The sequence below is a fragment of the Deinococcus actinosclerus genome, from assembly GCF_001507665.1.
Lineage (GTDB): Bacteria > Deinococcota > Deinococci > Deinococcales > Deinococcaceae > Deinococcus > Deinococcus actinosclerus.
This window is the reverse complement of sequence record NZ_CP013910.1, coordinates 2,355,109-2,373,002: the sequence shown is the minus strand read 5'-3', so window position 1 is coordinate 2,373,002 and position 17,894 is coordinate 2,355,109. Positions and strand designations below refer to the sequence as shown.

The 17,894-nt window shown below is 70.1% G+C and carries 19 protein-coding genes; 14 read left to right on the top strand and 5 right to left on the bottom strand.

Features of this window, described 5'->3' with window-relative positions; genetic code table 11:
* Positions 1 to 128: 128 nt before the first annotated feature.
* From AUC44_RS11500 to AUC44_RS11470, 7 genes are all read left to right on the top strand, one after another.
* Positions 129 to 2,126 carry a M14 family zinc carboxypeptidase gene (locus AUC44_RS11500; RefSeq protein ID WP_062158764.1) on the top strand — a complete coding sequence of 666 codons (1,998 nt, stop codon included), beginning with the start codon at positions 129 to 131 and terminating at the stop codon, positions 2,124 to 2,126.
* Positions 2,127 to 2,441: 315 nt separating this feature from the next.
* Positions 2,442 to 3,365: an ornithine carbamoyltransferase gene (gene argF / locus AUC44_RS11495; RefSeq protein ID WP_062159816.1), complete on the top strand. Its 924-nt coding sequence runs from the start codon at positions 2,442 to 2,444 to the stop codon at positions 3,363 to 3,365.
* A 70-nt stretch (positions 3,366 to 3,435) separates the two neighbouring features.
* Positions 3,436 to 3,954, top strand: a complete 519-nt coding sequence (locus tag AUC44_RS11490) for a GNAT family N-acetyltransferase (RefSeq protein WP_062158762.1) — start codon at positions 3,436 to 3,438, stop codon at positions 3,952 to 3,954.
* A complete protein-coding gene (locus tag AUC44_RS11485) occupies positions 3,951 to 4,463 on the top strand; it encodes an NUDIX hydrolase (RefSeq protein ID WP_082689044.1) in 513 nt (170 codons plus the stop codon). The genes AUC44_RS11490 and AUC44_RS11485 overlap by 4 nt, the downstream gene beginning before the upstream one ends.
* Positions 4,456 to 4,782 carry a hypothetical protein gene (locus AUC44_RS11480; protein ID WP_062158758.1) on the top strand — a complete coding sequence of 109 codons (327 nt, stop codon included), beginning with the start codon at positions 4,456 to 4,458 and terminating at the stop codon, positions 4,780 to 4,782. Before AUC44_RS11485 ends, AUC44_RS11480 begins: the two co-directional genes overlap by 8 nt.
* Positions 4,779 to 5,696, top strand: a complete 918-nt coding sequence (gene argC / locus AUC44_RS11475; RefSeq protein ID WP_062158756.1) for an N-acetyl-gamma-glutamyl-phosphate reductase — start codon at positions 4,779 to 4,781, stop codon at positions 5,694 to 5,696. Before AUC44_RS11480 ends, argC begins: the two co-directional genes overlap by 4 nt.
* Before the next feature lie 118 nt (positions 5,697 to 5,814).
* On the top strand, positions 5,815 to 6,648 hold the full coding sequence (locus AUC44_RS11470) for a shikimate 5-dehydrogenase (protein ID WP_062158754.1): 834 nt from the start codon (positions 5,815 to 5,817) through the stop codon (positions 6,646 to 6,648).
* Positions 6,649 to 6,707: 59 nt separating this feature from the next.
* Here the strand turns inward: AUC44_RS11470 and AUC44_RS11465 are convergent, their stop codons facing one another.
* The 3 genes from AUC44_RS11465 to AUC44_RS11455 form a co-directional block, all read right to left on the bottom strand.
* Positions 6,708 to 7,475: a segregation and condensation protein A gene (locus AUC44_RS11465; RefSeq protein ID WP_231724427.1), complete on the bottom strand. Its 768-nt coding sequence runs from the start codon at positions 7,473 to 7,475 to the stop codon at positions 6,708 to 6,710.
* 10 nt (positions 7,476 to 7,485) lie between these two features.
* Entirely contained in the window at positions 7,486 to 8,484 is a 999-nt protein-coding gene (trpS, locus tag AUC44_RS11460) for a tryptophan--tRNA ligase (RefSeq protein WP_062158752.1), read from the bottom strand.
* An 83-nt stretch (positions 8,485 to 8,567) separates the two neighbouring features.
* A complete protein-coding gene (locus tag AUC44_RS11455) occupies positions 8,568 to 9,569 on the bottom strand; it encodes a LacI family DNA-binding transcriptional regulator (protein ID WP_062158750.1) in 1,002 nt (333 codons plus the stop codon).
* 166 nt (positions 9,570 to 9,735) lie between these two features.
* Here AUC44_RS11455 and AUC44_RS11450 point away from each other — a divergent pair, with 166 nt between their 5' ends.
* The 6 genes from AUC44_RS11450 to AUC44_RS11425 all read left to right on the top strand — a co-directional run bounded on the left by AUC44_RS11450 (position 9,736) and on the right by AUC44_RS11425 (position 15,218).
* The gene (locus tag AUC44_RS11450) at positions 9,736 to 10,272 is read left to right on the top strand and encodes a copper chaperone PCu(A)C (protein WP_082689191.1); all 537 of its coding nucleotides are present in this window, start codon (positions 9,736 to 9,738) and stop codon (positions 10,270 to 10,272) included.
* A gap of 13 nt (positions 10,273 to 10,285) precedes the next feature.
* Positions 10,286 to 10,981: an SCO family protein gene (locus AUC44_RS11445; protein WP_062158746.1), complete on the top strand. Its 696-nt coding sequence runs from the start codon at positions 10,286 to 10,288 to the stop codon at positions 10,979 to 10,981.
* A complete protein-coding gene (locus tag AUC44_RS11440; RefSeq protein ID WP_062158744.1) occupies positions 10,978 to 11,820 on the top strand; it encodes a cytochrome c oxidase assembly protein in 843 nt (280 codons plus the stop codon). Before AUC44_RS11445 ends, AUC44_RS11440 begins: the two co-directional genes overlap by 4 nt.
* A 402-nt stretch (positions 11,821 to 12,222) precedes the next feature.
* Positions 12,223 to 13,488 carry an NAD(P)/FAD-dependent oxidoreductase gene (locus AUC44_RS11435; protein ID WP_062158742.1) on the top strand — a complete coding sequence of 422 codons (1,266 nt, stop codon included), beginning with the start codon at positions 12,223 to 12,225 and terminating at the stop codon, positions 13,486 to 13,488.
* Positions 13,488 to 14,111, top strand: coding sequence for a VOC family protein (locus AUC44_RS11430; RefSeq protein ID WP_062158740.1), 624 nt, complete (start codon positions 13,488 to 13,490; stop codon positions 14,109 to 14,111). The genes AUC44_RS11435 and AUC44_RS11430 overlap by 1 nt, the downstream gene beginning before the upstream one ends.
* 66 nt (positions 14,112 to 14,177) lie before the next feature.
* A complete protein-coding gene (locus AUC44_RS11425; RefSeq protein ID WP_062158738.1) occupies positions 14,178 to 15,218 on the top strand; it encodes a branched-chain amino acid aminotransferase in 1,041 nt (346 codons plus the stop codon).
* Between the two features lie 52 nt (positions 15,219 to 15,270).
* On the opposite strand, the gene AUC44_RS11420 is transcribed toward AUC44_RS11425, so the two are convergent.
* Positions 15,271 to 15,474 carry a hypothetical protein gene (locus AUC44_RS11420; RefSeq protein WP_062158736.1) on the bottom strand — a complete coding sequence of 68 codons (204 nt, stop codon included), beginning with the start codon at positions 15,472 to 15,474 and terminating at the stop codon, positions 15,271 to 15,273.
* Between the two features lie 97 nt (positions 15,475 to 15,571).
* On the bottom strand, positions 15,572 to 15,829 hold the full coding sequence (locus AUC44_RS11415; protein WP_062158735.1) for a hypothetical protein: 258 nt from the start codon (positions 15,827 to 15,829) through the stop codon (positions 15,572 to 15,574).
* Positions 15,830 to 15,958: 129 nt separating this feature from the next.
* Between AUC44_RS11415 and AUC44_RS11410 the strand changes: the two genes are divergently transcribed.
* Positions 15,959 to 17,854: a 1,4-alpha-glucan branching enzyme gene (locus AUC44_RS11410; RefSeq protein WP_062158734.1), complete on the top strand. Its 1,896-nt coding sequence runs from the start codon at positions 15,959 to 15,961 to the stop codon at positions 17,852 to 17,854.
* Positions 17,855 to 17,894 lie beyond the last annotated feature (40 nt).

Below are 17,894 nucleotides of genomic sequence, written 5' to 3'. Positions count from 1 at the left end.
GTTCATCCATGATGGACAGTGGAACTTTCGCTTGCGCGCCGGGGGGGTGTTAGAGTAGCGCAGCACCACACAACCCAGGCGACGTCCTGCCGGTCTCCCCGGACGGGGCCGCCGCCGATGGAGGCTCCATGCATAAAGGTCTGTCCGTCTCCCTGCTCAGCGCTACCCTGCTGCTCGCGTCCTGCTCGCAGACCCCCGCCTCCCCCCAGGCGGCCGCCCCCAAGGGCAGCGACTCCCTGGTCGCCACCGCCGACGAGTGCAGCACCTTCCAGCAGTACCCGGTCGTCGTGTCCCGCGTGGATTTCAAGACCAAACGCGACTGGCTGGACATCGTCAAGACCTTCGAACCGGTCGGCGGCAGCCTGGACGACGGCTACGTGCTGCTGGACATCAGCCGACCCGAATTCGAGCAGCTGCGCGTCACCGGCCTCGCCCGCGGCTGGACCGTGAAGATCGACCAGACCCAGACCGAGCGCCACAGCGCCTCGCTGAAAACCCCGCTGAGCGCCCTGAGCATCAGCGGCTACTCCTGCTACCGCACCGTCGAGGAAACCTACGCCAGCGCGCAGGGCCTCGTCACGCAGTACCCGAACCTCGCCAGCTGGAGCAGCTTCGGCTCCTCGTGGCTCAAGAGCAAGGGGCGCGGCGGGTACGACATGAACGTCCTGAAACTGACCAACAAGAGCGTGACCGGCACCAAGCCCCGGCTGCTCATCACCGCGTCCATCCACGCGCGCGAGTACACCCCGGCGGAACTCACGACCCGCTTCGCGGAGTACCTGCTCGCCAACTACGGCAAGGACGCCGACGTCACCTGGATGCTCGACAGTCAGGAGGTCTGGCTGGTCCTCCAGAGCAACCCGGACGGCCGCAAGAAGGCCGAGGCGGGCGCGTCCTGGCGCAAGAACGTGAACGACACCCAGGCGTGCAGCAACGGCCTGTACGGCGTGGACCTGAACCGCAACTTCAACTACGCCTGGGGCACCGGCGGATCCAGCGCCGACCCCTGCAACGAGACGTACAAGGGCACCGCCGCCGCGAGTGAAATCGAGACGCAGAACCTCCAGGCCCTGATCAAGGCGGCCTTCGCGGACAACCGGGGCCCCGCCCGCACCGACGCCGCGCCCGACACCACCAGCGGCCTGTACATGGACATCCACAGCTACTCCCAGCTGGTCCTGTGGCCCTGGGGAGACACCACCACCGTCGCCCCGAACGGCACGCAGATGCAGAGCCTGGGCCGCAAGTTCGCGTACTTCAACGGCTACACGCCCGAGCAGAGCGTCGGCCTGTACCCCACCAGCGGCACCACCGACGACTTCGCGTACGGCGAGCTGGGCGTGCCCGCCTACACCATCGAACTGGGCAGCGCGTTCTTCGAGCCGTGCAACACCTTCACCGGCACCACCCTGCCCAAGAACCAGGCGGCCCTGCTGTACGCGCTGCGCGTGGCCCGCCAGCCGTACACCATGGGCAGCGGCCCGGACAGCGTCACGCTGAACGCCCCCGCCAGCGTCGCCACGGGCGCCAGCTTCACCCTGAGCGCCAGCGCCACGAACACCCGCTTCAACACCAGCAACGGCGCGGAACCCACCCGCACGATCAGCGGCGCGGAGTACTTCATCGACACGCCCCCCTGGGCCGGCGGGACCGCGCGCGCCATGACGGCCGCTGACGGCGCGTTCAACGCCGCCACCGAGAGCGTACAGGCCACGGTGTCCACCAGCGGGCTCAGCGCCGGGAAGCACATGGTGTACGTGCGCGCGAAAAACAACAACGGCACGTACGGGCCGGTCTCCGCGCTGTTCGTCACGGTCGGCACGACCACTGGCACGACCACCACCTACACCGGTACGGTCGCCGCCGCCGGCAACTCCTACCAGCCGTCCAGCACCGGCTTTACCTACGCGGGCGGCACCCTGCAGGGCAACCTGAGCGGCCCCACCGGCACGGACTTCGACCTGTACCTCCAGAAACTCTCCGGCACCACCTGGACGCAGGTGGCCGCCAGCGAGGGCGGCAGCAGCGCCGAGGCCATCAAATACGCCGCCGCGAGCGGCACGTACCGCTGGCGCGTGTACGCCTACAGCGGCAGCGGCAGCTACAGCCTGACCGAAACGAAGTAAGGGAGGTGGGGCGCAGCGCGCGGGCAGCCGTCAGGGCCCCGCGCCGCTCCCCACTCTGCATGTCCAGTCATTCAGAATGCATATTCATGCGTAGCTTGCACGGAGTGATCGTGCGCTGACGGGAAGCGGGTATACTCCTCGCCTATGACGAAGGTCGCCCGCTCAAAGAAAACCCAGGCCCAGGCCAGCGCCGCCCCGCAGAAGACCGGCGCGGCGCGCAAGGCTGTCACGAAAAAAGATGCAGCCATGGCGCCAGCCACCGCGCCGGTCGCTGCGCCCGTGCTGCTCACTCCGGACACCCTCCCCAAGCCCGTCATGGCCGGGCGGGACTTCCTGAGCAACCTCGACATGACCGCCACTGAACTGCGCGCCGTCATGGACACTGCCCACTCCATGAAACGCGGCGAGTGGCGCGCCGTGAAACCCCTGGCAGGCCTCAGCATCGCGCTGGTGTTCGAGAAGGCGTCCCTGCGCACCCGCACCACCTTCGACGTCGGCATGTACCAGCTCGGCGGTCACGCCATCACGCTCAGCAACACCGAGATCGGCCTCGGCACCCGCGAACGTGTGAGCGACGTGGCCCGCAACCTCGAACGCTGGGTGGACGCCGTCATGGGCCGCGTGTACCTCCAGCAGACCCTCCAGGAACTCGCCCAGCACGCCAGCATCCCCGTCATCAACGGCCTGTCGGACATGCTGCACCCCGCGCAGCTCCTCGCCGACTACCAGACCATCGAGGAAGAATTCGGCACCGACCTGACGGGCCGCCGCGTCGTGTACATCGGCGACGGGAACAACCTCGCCAACAGCCACATCCACATGGGCATCCTGACCGGCACCGACGTCACCGTCGTCACCCCCGTCGGCTACGAACCGAACGCCGGAGTCCTCATGGACGCCGTGCGCGCCGGGGTCAACATCACCCTCACGAACGACCTTGCCGCCGTGCAGGGCGCCGAAGTGCTGTACACCGACGTGTGGATCAGCATGGGCCAGGAAGCCGAGGCCGACATCCGCCGCCGCGCCTTCCAGGGCTACCAGGTCACGCCCGAGATGCTCGACTCCATCGCACCGGACGGCATCTTCCTGCACTGCCTGCCCGCCCACTACGGCGAGGAGACCGTCCCCGAAGCCACCGAACACCCCAAGAGCCGCGTGTTCGACCAGGCCGAAAACCGCCTGCACGCGCAGAAAGCCCTGATGTACCACCTCATGGGTGACCTGAAACCCCGCTGGTAAACCTCCGCCGTGGCGCGCATCTGCCGTCACGCGGATGCGCGCCCGCCGGTTTCTCTGCCACGCTGACCCCATGACCATCCTGCACACACCTCGCCTGACACTCCGGCCCCTGACGCCGGACGACCTGCCGTGTGTTCTGGCGTACCGGAACGATCCGGAGGTCGCCCGGTATCAGGGCTGGCCGCTGCCCGCCACGCCGGACAGTGTGTCGGGGCTCGTGTCGGACGCGCCGCTGGGGGCGCCCGGCTGGGTGCAGCGCGCCGTCACCCTGACGGGCGGTGACCTCGTGGGCGACGTCGCCCTGAACACGCAGGGGCCGCAGGCGGAACTCGGCGTGACGCTCGCCCGCCGCGCGCAGGGGCACGGGTACGCCCGCGAGGCCCTGCACGCCCTGGTCACCTACGCGTTCGCGGACCTGGGCCTGCACCGCGTGCACGCCAGCATCGACCCGCGCAACACTGCGGTCGCGGCGCTGCTCACCCACCTGGGCTTCCGGCATGAGGGCACCAGTCTCCAGAGCTACCTGCACCGGGGCGAATGGACGGACGACGCCCTCTACGCCGTCCTGGCTTCAGAATGGACGGCATGACGGCGCAGACAGAGTGGCTGGACGTCGTCAACGAGCACGACGAGGTCGTGGGCACCGTCACCCGCGAGGACGCCTACGCGCGCGGCCTGACCGTCCGCGTCATCAACGCCTTCCTGATCAACCGCGCGGGTCAGCTGTGGATTCCGCGCCGCACCGCGCACAAACGCCTGTTCCCCGGCTGCCTCGACATGAGCGTCGGCGGGCACGTGGAACGCGGCGAGACGTACGAGCAGGCCTTCCGCCGCGAGACGCAGGAGGAACTGAACCTGACCGTGGACGACCTCCCCTGGCAGCAGATCGCCCGCCTTGGCCCACGCGACGGCCTGAGTGCCTTCATGCACGTGTACGAGTTGCGCCGCGACGACCCGCCCGCCTTCAACCCGGACGACTTCAGCAGCGCCGAGTGGCTCACGCCCGCCGAACTCCTGCGCCGCATCGAGCAGGGCGACCCCGCCAAGGGCGACCTGAAGCGGCTCGTGCAGCTGTGCTACGGGGTGGGCGGTGCGTGACGCGGCGTTCCTGCTGGCCTGCGTTCACCTGCCGGATGACCGGACGACGTCATTCATCCACCGGCGCTTCGGGGACAACGTGGGCGCGATGGACGGCAGCGTCTTCAGCTTCCATCGCGCCGGAGAGCTGGTGAAGGCGTACGCATGGTGGGAGAACCATGACCCGGAGGTCATCGGGCGCGGCGGACACGGCGTGATCCGCATCGTGCCCATGACGCCGGACCTCTGGACGCACCTGCAACCGGGAACGTCCCTGGCTATGACATTCGAACGCCTGCACGCGCAGGTCACTCAGTCCCTGATGGAGAATCAAGCATGACAGCCCCCAAGGTATTTATTGACGGTGAGGCCGGAACGACCGGCCTGCAGATCCGCTCCCGGCTGGAGGGCCGGTCGGATATCGAGCTGCTGAGCATCGACCCGGCGCGGCGCAAGGATGCGGACGCGCGGGCGGAGTTGCTGAACGCGGCGGACGTGTCGATTCTGTGCCTGCATGACGACGCGGCGCGCGAGGCGGTCACGCTGACGACCAACCCGGCCGCGCGGCTGCTGGATGCGAGCACGGCGCACCGGGTGAATCCGGCGTGGGTGTTCGGCTTCCCGGAGTTGAACGCGGGGCAGGCGGACGCGATCCGCGCGGCGCGCTTCGTGGCGAACCCCGGCTGTTACAGCACCGGCGCGATCTCACTGCTGGCGCCGCTGACGGGCGCGGGCCTGATCCCGGCGGACTTCCCGGTCAGCATCCAGGGGTACAGCGGGTATACGGGTGGGGGCCGGGCGCTGGTGGACGCGCACGAGAAGGGTGAGGATCACCCGATGAAGGGCGCGTTCCTGAGTTACGCGCTGGGGCTGGAGCACAAGCACATCCCCGAGACGATGCGCTACGGGGGATTGAGCCGCACGCCGATCTTCACGCCGAACGTGGGCGCGTGGGCGCAGGGCATGACCGTGACCATCCCGCTGCACCTGCGCGAGCTGGGCACCACGCCCGACGCCCTGCACGCGGCGTTGAAGGCTCACTACGCCGGGCAGCGGTACGTGCGGGTGTTTGACATGGCCGCCAACCCGGAGGTGCTGGACCCGCAGACCCTGAACGGCACGAACGATCTGGAGCTGTTCGTGTACCCGTCCGCGAACGGCGAGCGGGTGCTGCTGGTCGCGCGGCTGGACAACCTCGGGAAGGGCGCGGGCGGCGCGGCGGTGCAGAACCTGAACCTGATGCTGGGACTGTGATTCCGCTCCGGGTGACCCGGAGCCGACTGGAAGGAGCAGGAATGAGACGACGGAGACGGAGTGGAGTGACCGGAGCGGAGCGCAGGGCACGCAGCGCAGTCGCCGGAGCGTGGCAGTCATGACAGGCGCGAGCAAGCTGGACATCAATCGGGGCACGACGCTGTGCATGAGCGTGTCGGCCCGCCCGAGCAACTTCGGGACTCGTTTTCACAATCACCTGTACGCAGCGCTGGGTCTGGATTTCGTGTACAAGGCGTTCGGCGTGCAGGACATCGTGGGCGTCGTGGCGGGTATCCGGGCGCTGGGCGTGCGCGGCTGCGCGGTCAGCATGCCGTTCAAGGAGGCCGTGATCCCGCTGCTGGACGAACTGGACGCCTCGGCGGCCGCCATCGGGTCGGTGAACACCATCGTGAACACCGGCGGGCACCTGAAGGCCTTCAACACCGATTACACCGCCATTCAGCTCCTGATCGAACGGCACGCGCTGAACCGGGACGCGCGGGTGGTGCTGCGCGGCAGTGGCGGCATGGGCAGGGCCGTGGCGAGCGCCCTGCGCGACGCGGGCTTCACGCGCGGCGTGCTCGTCGCCCGCAACGAGGCGGCCGGGCGGGCACTGGCGGCGCGCTGCGGCTGGGACTGGCACCCCACGACGCCGGGCGTGCAAGGCGGTGACCTGCTCGTGAATGTCACGCCGATTGGCATGGCGGGCGGCCCGGAGGCGGACGACCTCGCCTTCACCCCTGACGCCATCGCCCGCGCAGGCACGGTGTTCGACGTGGTCGCCCTGCCCAGCGAGACGCCCCTGATCGTGGAGGCCCGGCGGCAGGGGAGGCCCGTCGTGACCGGGCTGGAGGTCGTGGCGTTGCAGGCGCTGGAGCAGTTCGTGCTGTACACCGGCGTGCGCCCATCGGAAGAGCAGGTACAGGCCGCCGTCGAGTTCGCCCGCACCTGACGCGCAGGAACAGCCTGGGGCAGAGGTCGCACCGGCCTCTCCCCCCAGTTCATCGGCGGTCAGTCCTGCGCGAGGTGGGACTGCACCTGAATGTCGCCGTACGTGTCGGTCTGCTCGACGCTGAAGTTCCCTTCCTTCACGCCTTCGAGCAGCGCGGCGAAGTAGGTGGTCTGCTCGCCCCAGTCCTGCGCGGGGATGCCCCGGAAGGTGAAGGTCCGCAGGCGGCGGCCGAAGGCGCGCAGCGCGCCCAGCGCGTCGGCCAGCGAGAGGCGGTCGCGGGCCAGCAGGGGCACCTCGACCTGCCGCACGGCGTTCTGCGCGGCCTTCACGAGTTTGGCGAGGCTGCCCTGCGGGTTGCGGGGCCGTTCGCGGCGTGGGAGGGTCACGGGCACGGCGCGGGCGGGAATCAGGCCCTCGCGTTCGCGGCGGCGCGCGGCCAGGAAGTCCACCAGGGCGCCCAGTTCCGCCAGGGCCTCCACGCCTTCCAGTACGTCGTCCAGCGGCTCGAACCAGTCGCCGCCCGCCTCTGTCTCCTCGGGCTCGGGTTGCGGCAGTAGCAGACGGGCCTTCAGCGCGATGACGGCGGCCAGGGTGGGCAGCAGGTCCGGGTGCGCGCCCTCCAGCGGGCCGCCCGTGACCGCCTGCGCCCAGGCCAGCACGTCGCGCGTGAGGGTCAGCAGGGGCACCTCGCCCGGCTGGACGCGGCCGGCGCGCAGCGCGGAGGCCAGTTCCGCCAGGGTGCCGCTGAATGCGGGCAGCGCCACGCTGAAGCCCACCCCGGCCGGGGGCGGCGGGGTGGGGGTGGGCAGCGCGGGCGCGGCGGTCACGGCAGGTGGTTTAGAGGGTCAGGAAGCCGACTTTCTCGCGCACTTCGGCCATGATCGGCTGCGCGATCGCGCGGGCCTCGCGCGCTCCCTGCGCCAGGGCGTCGCGCACGAAGTCCGGGTCGGCCTTCAGCGTCTCGGCCCGCTCCTGGATGGGTGTCAGGTGCGCGGTGACGCCGGTCATGAGCTGTTTCTTGCAGTCAATGCAGCCGATCCCGGCGGTGCGGCACCCGGCGTCCACGGTCTGGATGGTGTCCAGGTCGCTGAACAGCTTGTGGTAGTCGAAGATCAGGCACTTCTCGGGGTCGCCGGGGTCGGTGCGGCGCACGCGGGCCGGGTCGGTGGGCGCCACGCGCAGCTTCTGCCAGATGGAATCCAGCGGTTCCAGGATGCCGATGGTGCTCGTCTCGCCCTTGCTCTTGCCCATCTTGCCGTTGCCGTCCACACCGGGAATCCGCAGCGCGTCCTTGTTGTACACGGCCCTGGGTTCAGGGAACGTCTCGCCGAAGGCGTGGTTGAACTTGCGGGCGATCTCACGCGTCAGTTCGATGTGCTGCGTCTGGTCCTCACCGACGGGCACGGTGTCGGCCTTGTACAGCAGGATGTCGGCGGCCATCAGGGCCGGGTACATCAGCAGGCCCGCCGGGACGCTCTCGAGCTGCGCGGACTTGTCCTTGTACTGCGTCATGCGTTCCAGCTCGCCGACCGGCGTGAGGGTCGTGAAGATCCACGACAGTTCCTGATGCTCCGGCACGTGCGACTGCACGAAGAACGTGACCCGGCTGGGATCGAGGCCCACCGCGAAGTTCGCGACCGCCATCTCGAAGGTCCGCTGCGCGAGCAGCCTCGGATCGGAGGCGGCGGGGTTGGTGATGGCGTGCAGGTCCACCACGCAGTAGATGGAGTTCTTCCCGAACTCCTCGCCCAGCCGCACGTAGTTGCGCATGGCCCCGAAGTAGTTCCCGATGTGCGGTTCACCTGTGGGCTGAATCCCTGAAAAGACGCGCGGCATAACCCGGAGATTCTAGAGGATGGAGGCTGCAAAGGAAGCGGGCCGCAGGCGCTGGCCCACGACCCGCTGCTCCACGCTTTCCTTTACGCGCTGCCGCGGATGATCAGACGCGGCTCGAAGCGGCGGGCGCGGGCCGGGCCCTTGTAGCCGTTCAGGCGCGACAGCAGCAGCTGCGCGGCCTCGTAGCCCATGCTCTCGACCGGCTGGTGCAGGGTGGTCAGGCCGCGCTCGGCGGCCCAGGGCTGGTCGTCGAAGCCGATCACGCGCACGTCCTGCCCGATCTTCAGGCCGCGCAGGCGCACCTCGTCGAGCAGCGCGCCCGCCAGCATGTCCGCCGACGCGAACACCGTGCAGGGCAGGCCCGACGCCTGCGCCTGATCGAGGACGGTGGCGGCCGTGTTGCGCGCCGCGAGCGAATCGAACGAGCTGGTGTACTCGGCCTTCATGGTGCGCCCGGCGGTGTCCAGCGCGCTCATGAAGCCGCTGCGGCGGTCCTCGAACACGCGGGTGGTGAACAGCTGATCGAGTTCGGTCTCGACCCACACGGCGTACAGGTCGCCACTGAACTGCGCGGCGTACTCGCCCGCCATGCGCCCGCCCGCGACGTTGTCCATGAACGAGGAGTCCACGTTGTCCGCGAAGGCGTCCACCAGCACGGTGGGCTGCTGGGTGCGCAGGCGGCGCTCGTGGAACATCTGCGTGAGGTTGTAGGTCGCCATGACCAGCCCGTCGGCCTGGTACGCCAGGGTGTGCGAGCCCAGGTAGCGTTCCAGCCGCGAGCGGTCGAGCAGCGGGAAGATCGCCACGTCGTAACGCGCTTCCTGGAACGCCGTTTCCAGCCCGTCGAGCAGGCGGACGTAGAACTCGGTGGTCAGGACGGGCAGCAGGACGCTGATGGTGTAGCTGCGGCCTCCCGCGATGCGCCGGGCGTGCGGGTTGGGCGTGTACTCCAGGTCCGCGATGGCCTTGAGGACGCTCTCGCGCGTGGCTCCCTTGACGGCCACGTGATTATTCAGCACCCGCGAGACGGTGCCGACCCCGACCCCGGCGCGCCGGGCTACATCCTGAATGGTGGGTTTCCGCATGATTTGGCACTCAGGATACGCTTTTTATGGAACGGGTTCCACGCACTTCATGAGCGCCGCCGGCCCCGCAGCGGTGCGGCGGGGACAATGCCCCCCCGCGCGCGCGCCTACACTGCACCCTGACGGCTGCCCGCGCCGGGCACGCCCCGCCATGAAGGAGCGACCCATGACCTCAACCCGCCGCGCCGGACCCGCCCGGCCCCTCCTGATCGCCGCGTTGCTGATCCTCGCCGCCGCGCTGGCCGCTGCCCTGCTGCGCCCCCGCCCCGCCACCACGAGCACCCCCGCACCCCAGACCGCCTCGCAGGCCAGCCCTGCGGCCACGGCAGCCAGCAGCACGTTGCCCGCCCGCGTCATGGACGCCCGCGTGGTGGCCGTGCCCCCCGGCATCCGCGAGACGAGCGTGTTCGCCACCCTGCGGAGCACCGGGGACGCGGACGTCCGCCTGACCGAGGTGAGCAGCCCCGCCGCCGGGCACGCCATGCTGATGGTCACCCGCACCGAGGACAACATGACCGGCATGAGCATGACCGATGCCCTCACCCTCCCGGCGGGCGGTACGCTGACCCTCAGCGACACCGGCGACCACCTCATGCTCATGGACCTGACAGAGCCCCTCCAGCCCGGGCAGACCATTCCCATCACCCTGACCGACGACCAGGGCCGCTCCCTGACCATCCAGGCGCCCGTGATGAAACCATGACGGTGACCCCCTGATGACCAGCGAACCCGCCCCCAGCCCCGAGTCGATCAGCCCCGAGACGACCAGCGCCCCCCCCGCGCGGCCCTGGTACGTGTCCGCGATCCTGGCCCTCGTCGCCGTGACCCTGCTCCTGCTGGGCGCCTGGGCCGCCGCGCGGCTGCGCAGCCCCTACCCGTTCTTCGGCACCGCGTACCCGCAGGGCACCGCCGCGACGGGCTTCACGGGCACCGTCAGCGACACCCCCACCGCCGCGCCCCACGCGTTCACGTTCACGCCCGGCCAGGGCCAGGTCACCGCCGTGTTCTTCGGGTTCACGCACTGCGCCAGCATCTGCCCCCTGACCCTCTCGTACCTGAACAAGGTCCGTGACGCCCTCCCCGAGGACCAGAAGGCCCGCTTCCGCATCCTGCTCGTCAGCGTCGACCCCGCCCGCGACACCCCGGGGCGCCTGAACGAATACGCCTCGTACTTCGGCAAGGAAGGCGTCGGCGTGCATGTCCCCGAACCGCAGCTGGCGAACGTCGCCCAGGCATACGGCGTCGGCTACCAGAAGGCCGACATCCAGGGCGCGGACTACCAGATCAACCACACCACCGCCACCTACCTCGTCGACGCCCAGGGCAACCTGCGCGTCCTGTGGGACTACACCCAGCTTCCCCAGGTCGAGCGCGTCCGGGCCGACCTGCAACACGTCATGGAGACCCCATGAGCGCCCCGCCCTCCACCCTCAACCCCACGCTGGCCGACCTGCTCAGCCCCAGCCTCGACCCCCTCTTCCTGATCCCCACCCTGCTCATCGCCGCCGCGTACCTCTGGGGCTTCCTGCGGGCCCACCGTGAAGGCCGCGCGCAGGACTGGCCCGCCTGGAAAGCCGCCCTGTTCGCCCTGGGTGTGCTCCTCCTGCTGATGACCACCCAGAGCCGCGCCGCGACCCTCACCCAGAGCAGCATGGCCCTCTACATGACCCGCCTCATGGTCCTCGCCGAGGTCGTCCCGCCCCTCCTCGTGCTCGGCCTGCCCCGCCTGCGCCCCGACCCCCGGCGCGGCCCCGGGAGGGTCCTCAACCTCCTGCTCGACCCCTGGGTGGCCCTGGCCCTCTGGACGGCCGTCATCATCTACTGGAACGTCCCCGCCGGCTTCAACGCCAGCGTCGTCAGCAACACCGCCGCCCCCCTCCTGCCGGGGCTGTACCTGCTGAGCAGCCTGCTCGTCTGGAGCGTCATCCTCCGCCCCCTCCCCACCGTGCAACCCGCCGACATCGGCTCACGCGGCTGGTTCGGCCTCCTCGCCGCCCTCCCCATGATGGGCGTCGCCAGCGTCTGGCTGTACAGCCCCCGCGTCCTCTACACCCCCTACGTGGGGGCCCTGTGCCTCTGGAACTACACCCCCATCCAGAACCAGCAGCTCAGCGGCTGGATCATGATGCTCGCCGGCCTCCCCGCGCTGGCCCTCGCGTTCATCCAGCTGTTCGCGTGGCTGATCAAACTGTCCGAAACGCAGGGCATGCCGCCCGCGCGCGTCGTGCCTGACTCCGACGCTGAGAACTGAACTGCGAGACCCACCCCCCAACCCCCCTACACAGAGGGCAGGGGGGCTTTTCGCTGCGCTCGGCCAAGAGATGTGACTTGATCGGCGGTTCTTTGATGGGTGCTGACGTGTCCGGCCTCGACGCCCTGCTGCCGTGAAGATGGTAAGGCCCGGACGCTGCGCGTCCGACGGCTCGGGGTGACCGGCGACGGCGGGCCCGGCAGGTGCGGGCGGCTGATCGACCTGACGGCCCTCTCCCCTCGTGGGAGAGGGTGCCCCGCAGGGGCGGGTGAGGGGGCGTGTGACCCGCGTACCCGCCCTCAGCCCCCAAGATCACTCCCCACTGCCCACAACCCACTTCCCCCCTTCACTTTCCGTCCATTCGCTCAGTCGGGCGTGTGGCGCGCGGGGTAGCCTGCGCGCATGTATGACGTGGTGGTGGTCGGTGCTGGGTTGGCTGGCCTGACGGCGGCGCGGGTGCTGTCGCGGGCGGGGGAGCGGGTGCGGGTGCTGGAGGCCGCGCCGGAGTTCGGGGGGCGCGTGCGGTCGCGGGTGGTGGGTGGGTTCGTGCTGGACGCGGGGTATCAGGTGCTGTTCCCGGCGTACCCGGCGGTGCGGCGGCACGTGAACCTGGGGGCGCTGGATCTGGTGGCGATTCCGCCGGGCGCGGTGGTGGTGCGGGGAGAGAAACGGGAGACGCTGGGCAGTCCGTTCGGGGATCTCGCGGCGCTGCCGGGGACGCTGGCGGCGCGGTCGCTGGGCGTGGCGGACAAGGCGCGGGTGGCGGCGCTGGCACTGCGGTTGCGGGCACCCGCGGCGTTCGAGTTGCTGCGTGGTGCGGACGAGTCCACGGAGGGCTACCTGCGGCGGCAGGGGTTCAGTGAGGGGGCGCTGGACGCGTTCTTCCGGCCGTTCTTCGGGGGGATCTTCCTGGACCGCAGCCTGGGCACGAGTGCGCGGCTGTTCCGGTACTACTTCCGGATGCTGATGGACGGCGGCGCGGCGCTGCCCCGCGCGGGCATGGGAGCCCTGACGGCGCAGCTCGCGCAGGGGCTGGAGGTCAGCGTGAACGTGCCGGTGCAGCGCCTGAGCACGCACGCGGGGCACGTGACGGTGCATTCGGCGGCAGGGGAGCTGGAGGCGCGGCAGGTGATCGTGGCGACCGATCCGGGCACCGCGGCCCGCCTGACCGGTGCGGACGCGGCGCGTGGCAGCGTGAGCAGCACGTACCTGTACTACGCGAGCCCAGAGCAGATCGACCGGGAGGTGCGGCTGCTCCTGAACGCCGAGGACGGGTTCATCAACAATGCCCACTGGCTCAGCAACGCCGTCCCGGGCCGCGCTCCGGCGGGCGGCCACCTGCTCACCGTGACGGTCCTGGGTGAACCGGACCTGGATGACGACGCGCTGGACGCCCGCGTGCGCGGCGAACTGGGCCGCTGGTACCCACCCGCGCAGGTGCAGGCGCTGCGCACCCTGCTCGTGGAACGCATCCGTCACGCGCAGTACCCGCAGCCACCCGAGTACGCCGCTGTCCTGCCCGGCCACGCGACGCCTCTACCGGGCGTGATCATCGCCAGCGAGGCCACCGCCATGAGCGGCATCCAGGGCGCGATGGAAAGCGGCGAGAAGGCCGCCGCGATCGTCCTGAACGACCCGGTCGGCATGAGCCGCCCACGGGGAGCGTGATGGCCGTGGCGGGCAGCGGGGCGCGTCTGGATCATCTGGTGGTGGCGGCCCGTTCGCTGGCGGAGGGGCGGGACTGGCTGGAGGGTCGCCTGCGCGTGCCGCTCCAGCCGGGCGGGGAGCACGAGCTGTTCGGCACGCACAACCTGCTGCTGTCGCTGGGTCCGGACGCGTACCTGGAGGTGATCGCCGTGAATCCGGCCGCGCCGCCGCCCGCGCGGGCCCGCTGGTTCGCGCTGGACACGCCGGGGATGCAGGAGCGGCTGTCGCACGGTCCGGCGCTGGTGCACTGGGTGGCGCAGGTGCCGGAGGTGCCGGGCGGGCCGGACGCGCTGCCGCTGTCGCGCGGGGAGAACCGCTGGGTGCTGACCGTGCCGCCGGACGGGGGCCTGCCGGGGGGTGGGGCCACGCCGTCCCTGATTCACTGGTTGACGCCGCCGCCGCCCACGCGGCTGCCGGACGTGGGGGTGCGCCTGTCGGGCCTGCGGCTGGGTTCGCCCGAACCGGACGGGCTGCGCGCGGCGCTGGACGCCCTGCGTTTCCAGGGTGAGGTGGAGGTCGTGGAGGCCCCGCAGGTCGAGCTGCGCGCCACGCTGGACACGCCGCACGGGCCGGTGGAGCTGTAGGGGTGCCGTGGGGGCGTGTCCGGCAGTCTTGACCCTTCCCGGTCGGGGTGCGCCACAATGGGCGTCATGAGCACCCAGACTGCCCGCCCGCCCGTGGATCTCGACTGGAACACGCTGGGATTCAGTTACGTCCGCACCGACGAGCGCTACCTGTCGCACTGGCGGGACGGCGCGTGGGACGCCGGGACGCTGACGCTGGACAACGTGCTGCATATCAGTGAGGGCTCAACGGCGCTGCACTACGGTCAGCAGTGCTTCGAGGGCCTCAAGGCGTACCGCGCGGCGGACGGCAGCATCAACCTCTTCCGCCCGGATCAGAACGCGGCGCGCATGCAGGCCAGCTGCCGCCGCCTGCTCATGCCGGAGGTCAGCACCGAGCAGTTCATCGAGGCGTGCCGTCAGGTCGTGCAGGCCAACGAGCGCTGGATGCCCCCCTACGGCAGCGGCGGCGCGCTGTACCTGCGTCCGTACGTGATCGGCGTCGGCGACAACATCGGCGTGCGCAGCGCCCCGGAGTTCCTGTTCGGCGTGTTCTGCATTCCCGTGGGCGCGTACTTCAAGGGTGGCCTGACCCCGCACAACTTCATGACCAGCGAGTACGACCGCGCCGCGCCGCATGGTACGGGCGCCGCGAAGGTCGGCGGGAACTACGCCGCGAGCCTGATGCCCGGCGCGCAGGCCAAGGACCGCCACTTCGCGGACGCGATTTACCTTGACCCGGCGACCCACACGAAGATCGAGGAGGTCGGCGCGGCGAACTTCTTCGCCATCACGAAGGACGGCCAGACGTTCATCACGCCGAAGTCGCCCAGCATCCTGCCCAGCATCACGAAGTACAGCCTGCTGTGGCTGGCCGAGCACCGCCTGGGCCTGAACGTCGTCGAGGGGGACGTGTACATCGACCGCCTGGACGAGTACGCCGAGGCGGGCGCGTGCGGGACGGCGGCCGTCATCACGCCCATCGGCGGCATCCAGCACGGCGACACCTTCCACGTGTTCCACAGTGAGACCAAGGTCGGGCCAGTCACCCGCCGCCTGTACGACGAACTGGTCGGCATCCAGTCCGGCGACCGCGAGGCGCCCGAGGGCTGGATCGTCAAGGTGTAACGGCAGATGAAGTAAGTGGGGGCGGTTCGCGATGAGCGGGCCGCCTCTCTGTTTACCGCGAGAGGTGGATGGGGGTGACCGTCTCGGCGTCCAGGCCCAGCCCTGCGTCCGCCTGGGTCTCGGCGGGCGTGTCGCCCCAGGCCTGCATGACCAGCCGCCGGGCGCCGCGTTCGCGGGCGGCGTCGCCGGTGGCGCGCAGCAGGGCGTGACGCAGGGTGGTGTGGCGCAGCGCCGGGTGGACGCCGGGACTGCCCACGGTCAGCGTGTCGCCGGCCAGCCACGCGCGGCAGACCCCGACGCCCTGACCGGAGGCGTCCAGCGCGACGTGGCCATGGCGTCGTCCGCGTAGGCGCTCAGGGTCGCGCCAGAGGACAGGCCCGCAGGAGGGTCAGGGCAACCTGGGTCTGTCGGGGGCCGGGGCGGGCGCCGCCCAGCACCTCCAGGTCCGCGCGGGGGGTGAGGCGCAGGGCAATCGCGCCCGACCCGTCCTCTGCCGTCCATGCGGAGATCAGCTGCGGCAGCAGGGGGCGCAGGTCGTCCGCGCCGCAACCCAGCAGGTCGGCCAGGGCGGGCAGGATCAGGTCGGGCGTCGTGGGTGTGGTGGCCGTCACCGGGGCAGCATAGGCGGCGGGGACCACTGCTCACGCCACACATGACGGCCGTGGGTGGCCCTGAGCGTTTCCTTCATGTTCTGGACCGGCCCTCAGCGTGCCCGTGGAGGCGCGGCTAGACTGACCTTCATGAATGAACCGCTTCCGCTCGATCACGGGCACCTGCAGAAACTGGTCACGGCGGACCTGGTGCGGCCCGACCACCTGCTGGGCGCGCACGTCGTCACCGAGAATGGCGTGGAGGGCGTGCGGTTCGGCGTGTGGGCCCCCAACGCGCACCATGTCAGCGTCGTGGGGGACTTCAACGGCTACAACGGCTTCGACAACGCCATGCAGCGCCTCGACTTCGGGTTCTGGGGCGCGTTCGTCCCGGCGGCCCGCAACGGGCAGCGCTACAAGTTCCGCGTGACTGGCCCGGACGGCCGCACCGAGGACAAGATGGACCCCTACGGGTCGTTCTTCGAGGTGCGGCCCGCCACGGCCAGCATCGTGTGGGACCAGCCGTTCACGTGGTCCGACGACGGCTGGATGGCGCACCGCAGCGCGGGCTTCGACCGTCCGGTCAGCATCTACGAGGTGCACCTGCCCTCCTGGGCACGCCGGGACGACGGCTGGTTCATGAACTACCGCGACCTCGCGCACCGGCTGGGCGAGTACGTGCAGTTCCTGGGCTACACCCACGTGGAACTGCTGGGGGTCATGGAGCACCCCTTCGACGGCTCGTGGGGCTATCAGGTGACCGGGTACTACGCGCCGACCAGCCGCATGGGCAGCCCGGAGGACTTCAAGTACCTCGTCAACCACCTGCACGGCCTGGGCATCGGCGTGATCCTGGACTGGGTGCCCGGGCACTTCCCGACCGACAGCGCGGGCCTGGCGAAGTTCGACGGCACGCCGCTGTTCGAGTACGCCGACCCCCGCAAGGGCTTCCACCAGGACTGGAACACGTACATCTTCGACTACGGCCGCAACGAGGTCGTGATGTTCCTGATCGGCTCGGCCCTGAAGTGGCTGCAGGACTTCCACGTGGACGGCCTGCGGGTGGACGCGGTCGCCAGCATGCTGTACCTCGACTTCTCCCGCACCGAGTGGATCCCGAACGTGCACGGCGGCCGCGAGAACCTCGAGGCCATCGCGTTCCTCAAGCGCCTGAACGAGGTCGTGCATCACATGGCCCCGGGTTGCATGATCGTCGCGGAGGAGAGCACCTCGTTCCCCGGCGTGACCACCCCGAGCCCGTTCGGGCTGGGCTTCGACTACAAGTGGGCGATGGGCTGGATGAACGACAACCTGGGGTACTTCGAGCAGGACCCCCTGTGGCGCAAGCACCACCACCACGCGCTGACGTTCTTCAACGTGTACCGCACGAGCGAGAACTACGTCCTGGCGATCAGTCACGACGAGGTCGTGCACCTGAAGAAGAGCATGGTCATGAAGATGCCCGGCGACTGGTACGCGCAGCGCGCCGGCTACCGCGCGTTCCTGGCGCTGATGTGGGCCACGCCCGGCAAGAAACTGCTGTTCATGGGGCAGGAGTTCGCGCAGCCCACCGAATGGAACCACGACGCCGGCCTGCCCTGGCACCTCGCGGACCACCCGGACCACCGGGGCGTGCTGAACCTCGTGCGGCGCCTGAACGGCCTGTACCGCACCCGCCCGGACTGGCACGTGGCCGACACGAAGGAAGAGGGCATGCTGTGGGTGAACGCCGACGACGTGGACAACAGCGTGTACGCCTTCATCCGCCGCGACCCGGTGGGCGGCGCGTGGAGCGTGGTCGTGGCGAACCTGACCCCGGTGTACCGCGACGTGTACCCGGTCGGGGTGCCGCAGGGCGGCGCGTACCGCCTGCTGCTCTCCACCGACGACGGCGAGTTCGGCGGCTTCGGCACGCAGCAGCCCGACCTGACCGCCAGGGAGGAAGGCTGGCACGGGCAGACCCACCACCTGCGCCTGAACCTGCCCCCGAACAGCGTGCTGGTGCTCGCGCCCACCGGGGAGACGATCGTCAGCGACGACCGCTGACCAGGGGAGATCAGGGCGATCCACGGAGGCCAAGCCGTCC

Excerpts from the sequence above, each read along its gene's own strand:
- AUC44_RS11500 (WP_062158764.1), top strand. The coding sequence starts at position 129 with ATGCATAAAGGTCTGTCCGTCTCCCTGCTCAGCGCTACCCTGCTGCTC.
- argF (WP_062159816.1), top strand. The coding sequence starts at position 2,442 with ATGGCCGGGCGGGACTTCCTGAGCAACCTCGACATGACCGCCACTGAA.
- AUC44_RS11490 (WP_062158762.1), top strand. The coding sequence starts at position 3,436 with ATGACCATCCTGCACACACCTCGCCTGACACTCCGGCCCCTGACGCCG.
- AUC44_RS11485 (WP_082689044.1), top strand. The coding sequence starts at position 3,951 with ATGACGGCGCAGACAGAGTGGCTGGACGTCGTCAACGAGCACGACGAG.
- argC (WP_062158756.1), top strand. The coding sequence starts at position 4,779 with ATGACAGCCCCCAAGGTATTTATTGACGGTGAGGCCGGAACGACCGGC.
- AUC44_RS11470 (WP_062158754.1), top strand. The coding sequence starts at position 5,815 with ATGACAGGCGCGAGCAAGCTGGACATCAATCGGGGCACGACGCTGTGC.
- trpS (WP_062158752.1), bottom strand. The coding sequence starts at position 8,484 with ATGCCGCGCGTCTTTTCAGGGATTCAGCCCACAGGTGAACCGCACATC.
- AUC44_RS11455 (WP_062158750.1), bottom strand. The coding sequence starts at position 9,569 with ATGCGGAAACCCACCATTCAGGATGTAGCCCGGCGCGCCGGGGTCGGG.
- AUC44_RS11450 (WP_082689191.1), top strand. The coding sequence starts at position 9,736 with ATGACCTCAACCCGCCGCGCCGGACCCGCCCGGCCCCTCCTGATCGCC.
- AUC44_RS11445 (WP_062158746.1), top strand. The coding sequence starts at position 10,286 with ATGACCAGCGAACCCGCCCCCAGCCCCGAGTCGATCAGCCCCGAGACG.
- AUC44_RS11440 (WP_062158744.1), top strand. The coding sequence starts at position 10,978 with ATGAGCGCCCCGCCCTCCACCCTCAACCCCACGCTGGCCGACCTGCTC.
- AUC44_RS11435 (WP_062158742.1), top strand. The coding sequence starts at position 12,223 with ATGTATGACGTGGTGGTGGTCGGTGCTGGGTTGGCTGGCCTGACGGCG.
- AUC44_RS11430 (WP_062158740.1), top strand. The coding sequence starts at position 13,488 with ATGGCCGTGGCGGGCAGCGGGGCGCGTCTGGATCATCTGGTGGTGGCG.
- AUC44_RS11425 (WP_062158738.1), top strand. The coding sequence starts at position 14,178 with ATGAGCACCCAGACTGCCCGCCCGCCCGTGGATCTCGACTGGAACACG.
- AUC44_RS11410 (WP_062158734.1), top strand. The coding sequence starts at position 15,959 with ATGAATGAACCGCTTCCGCTCGATCACGGGCACCTGCAGAAACTGGTC.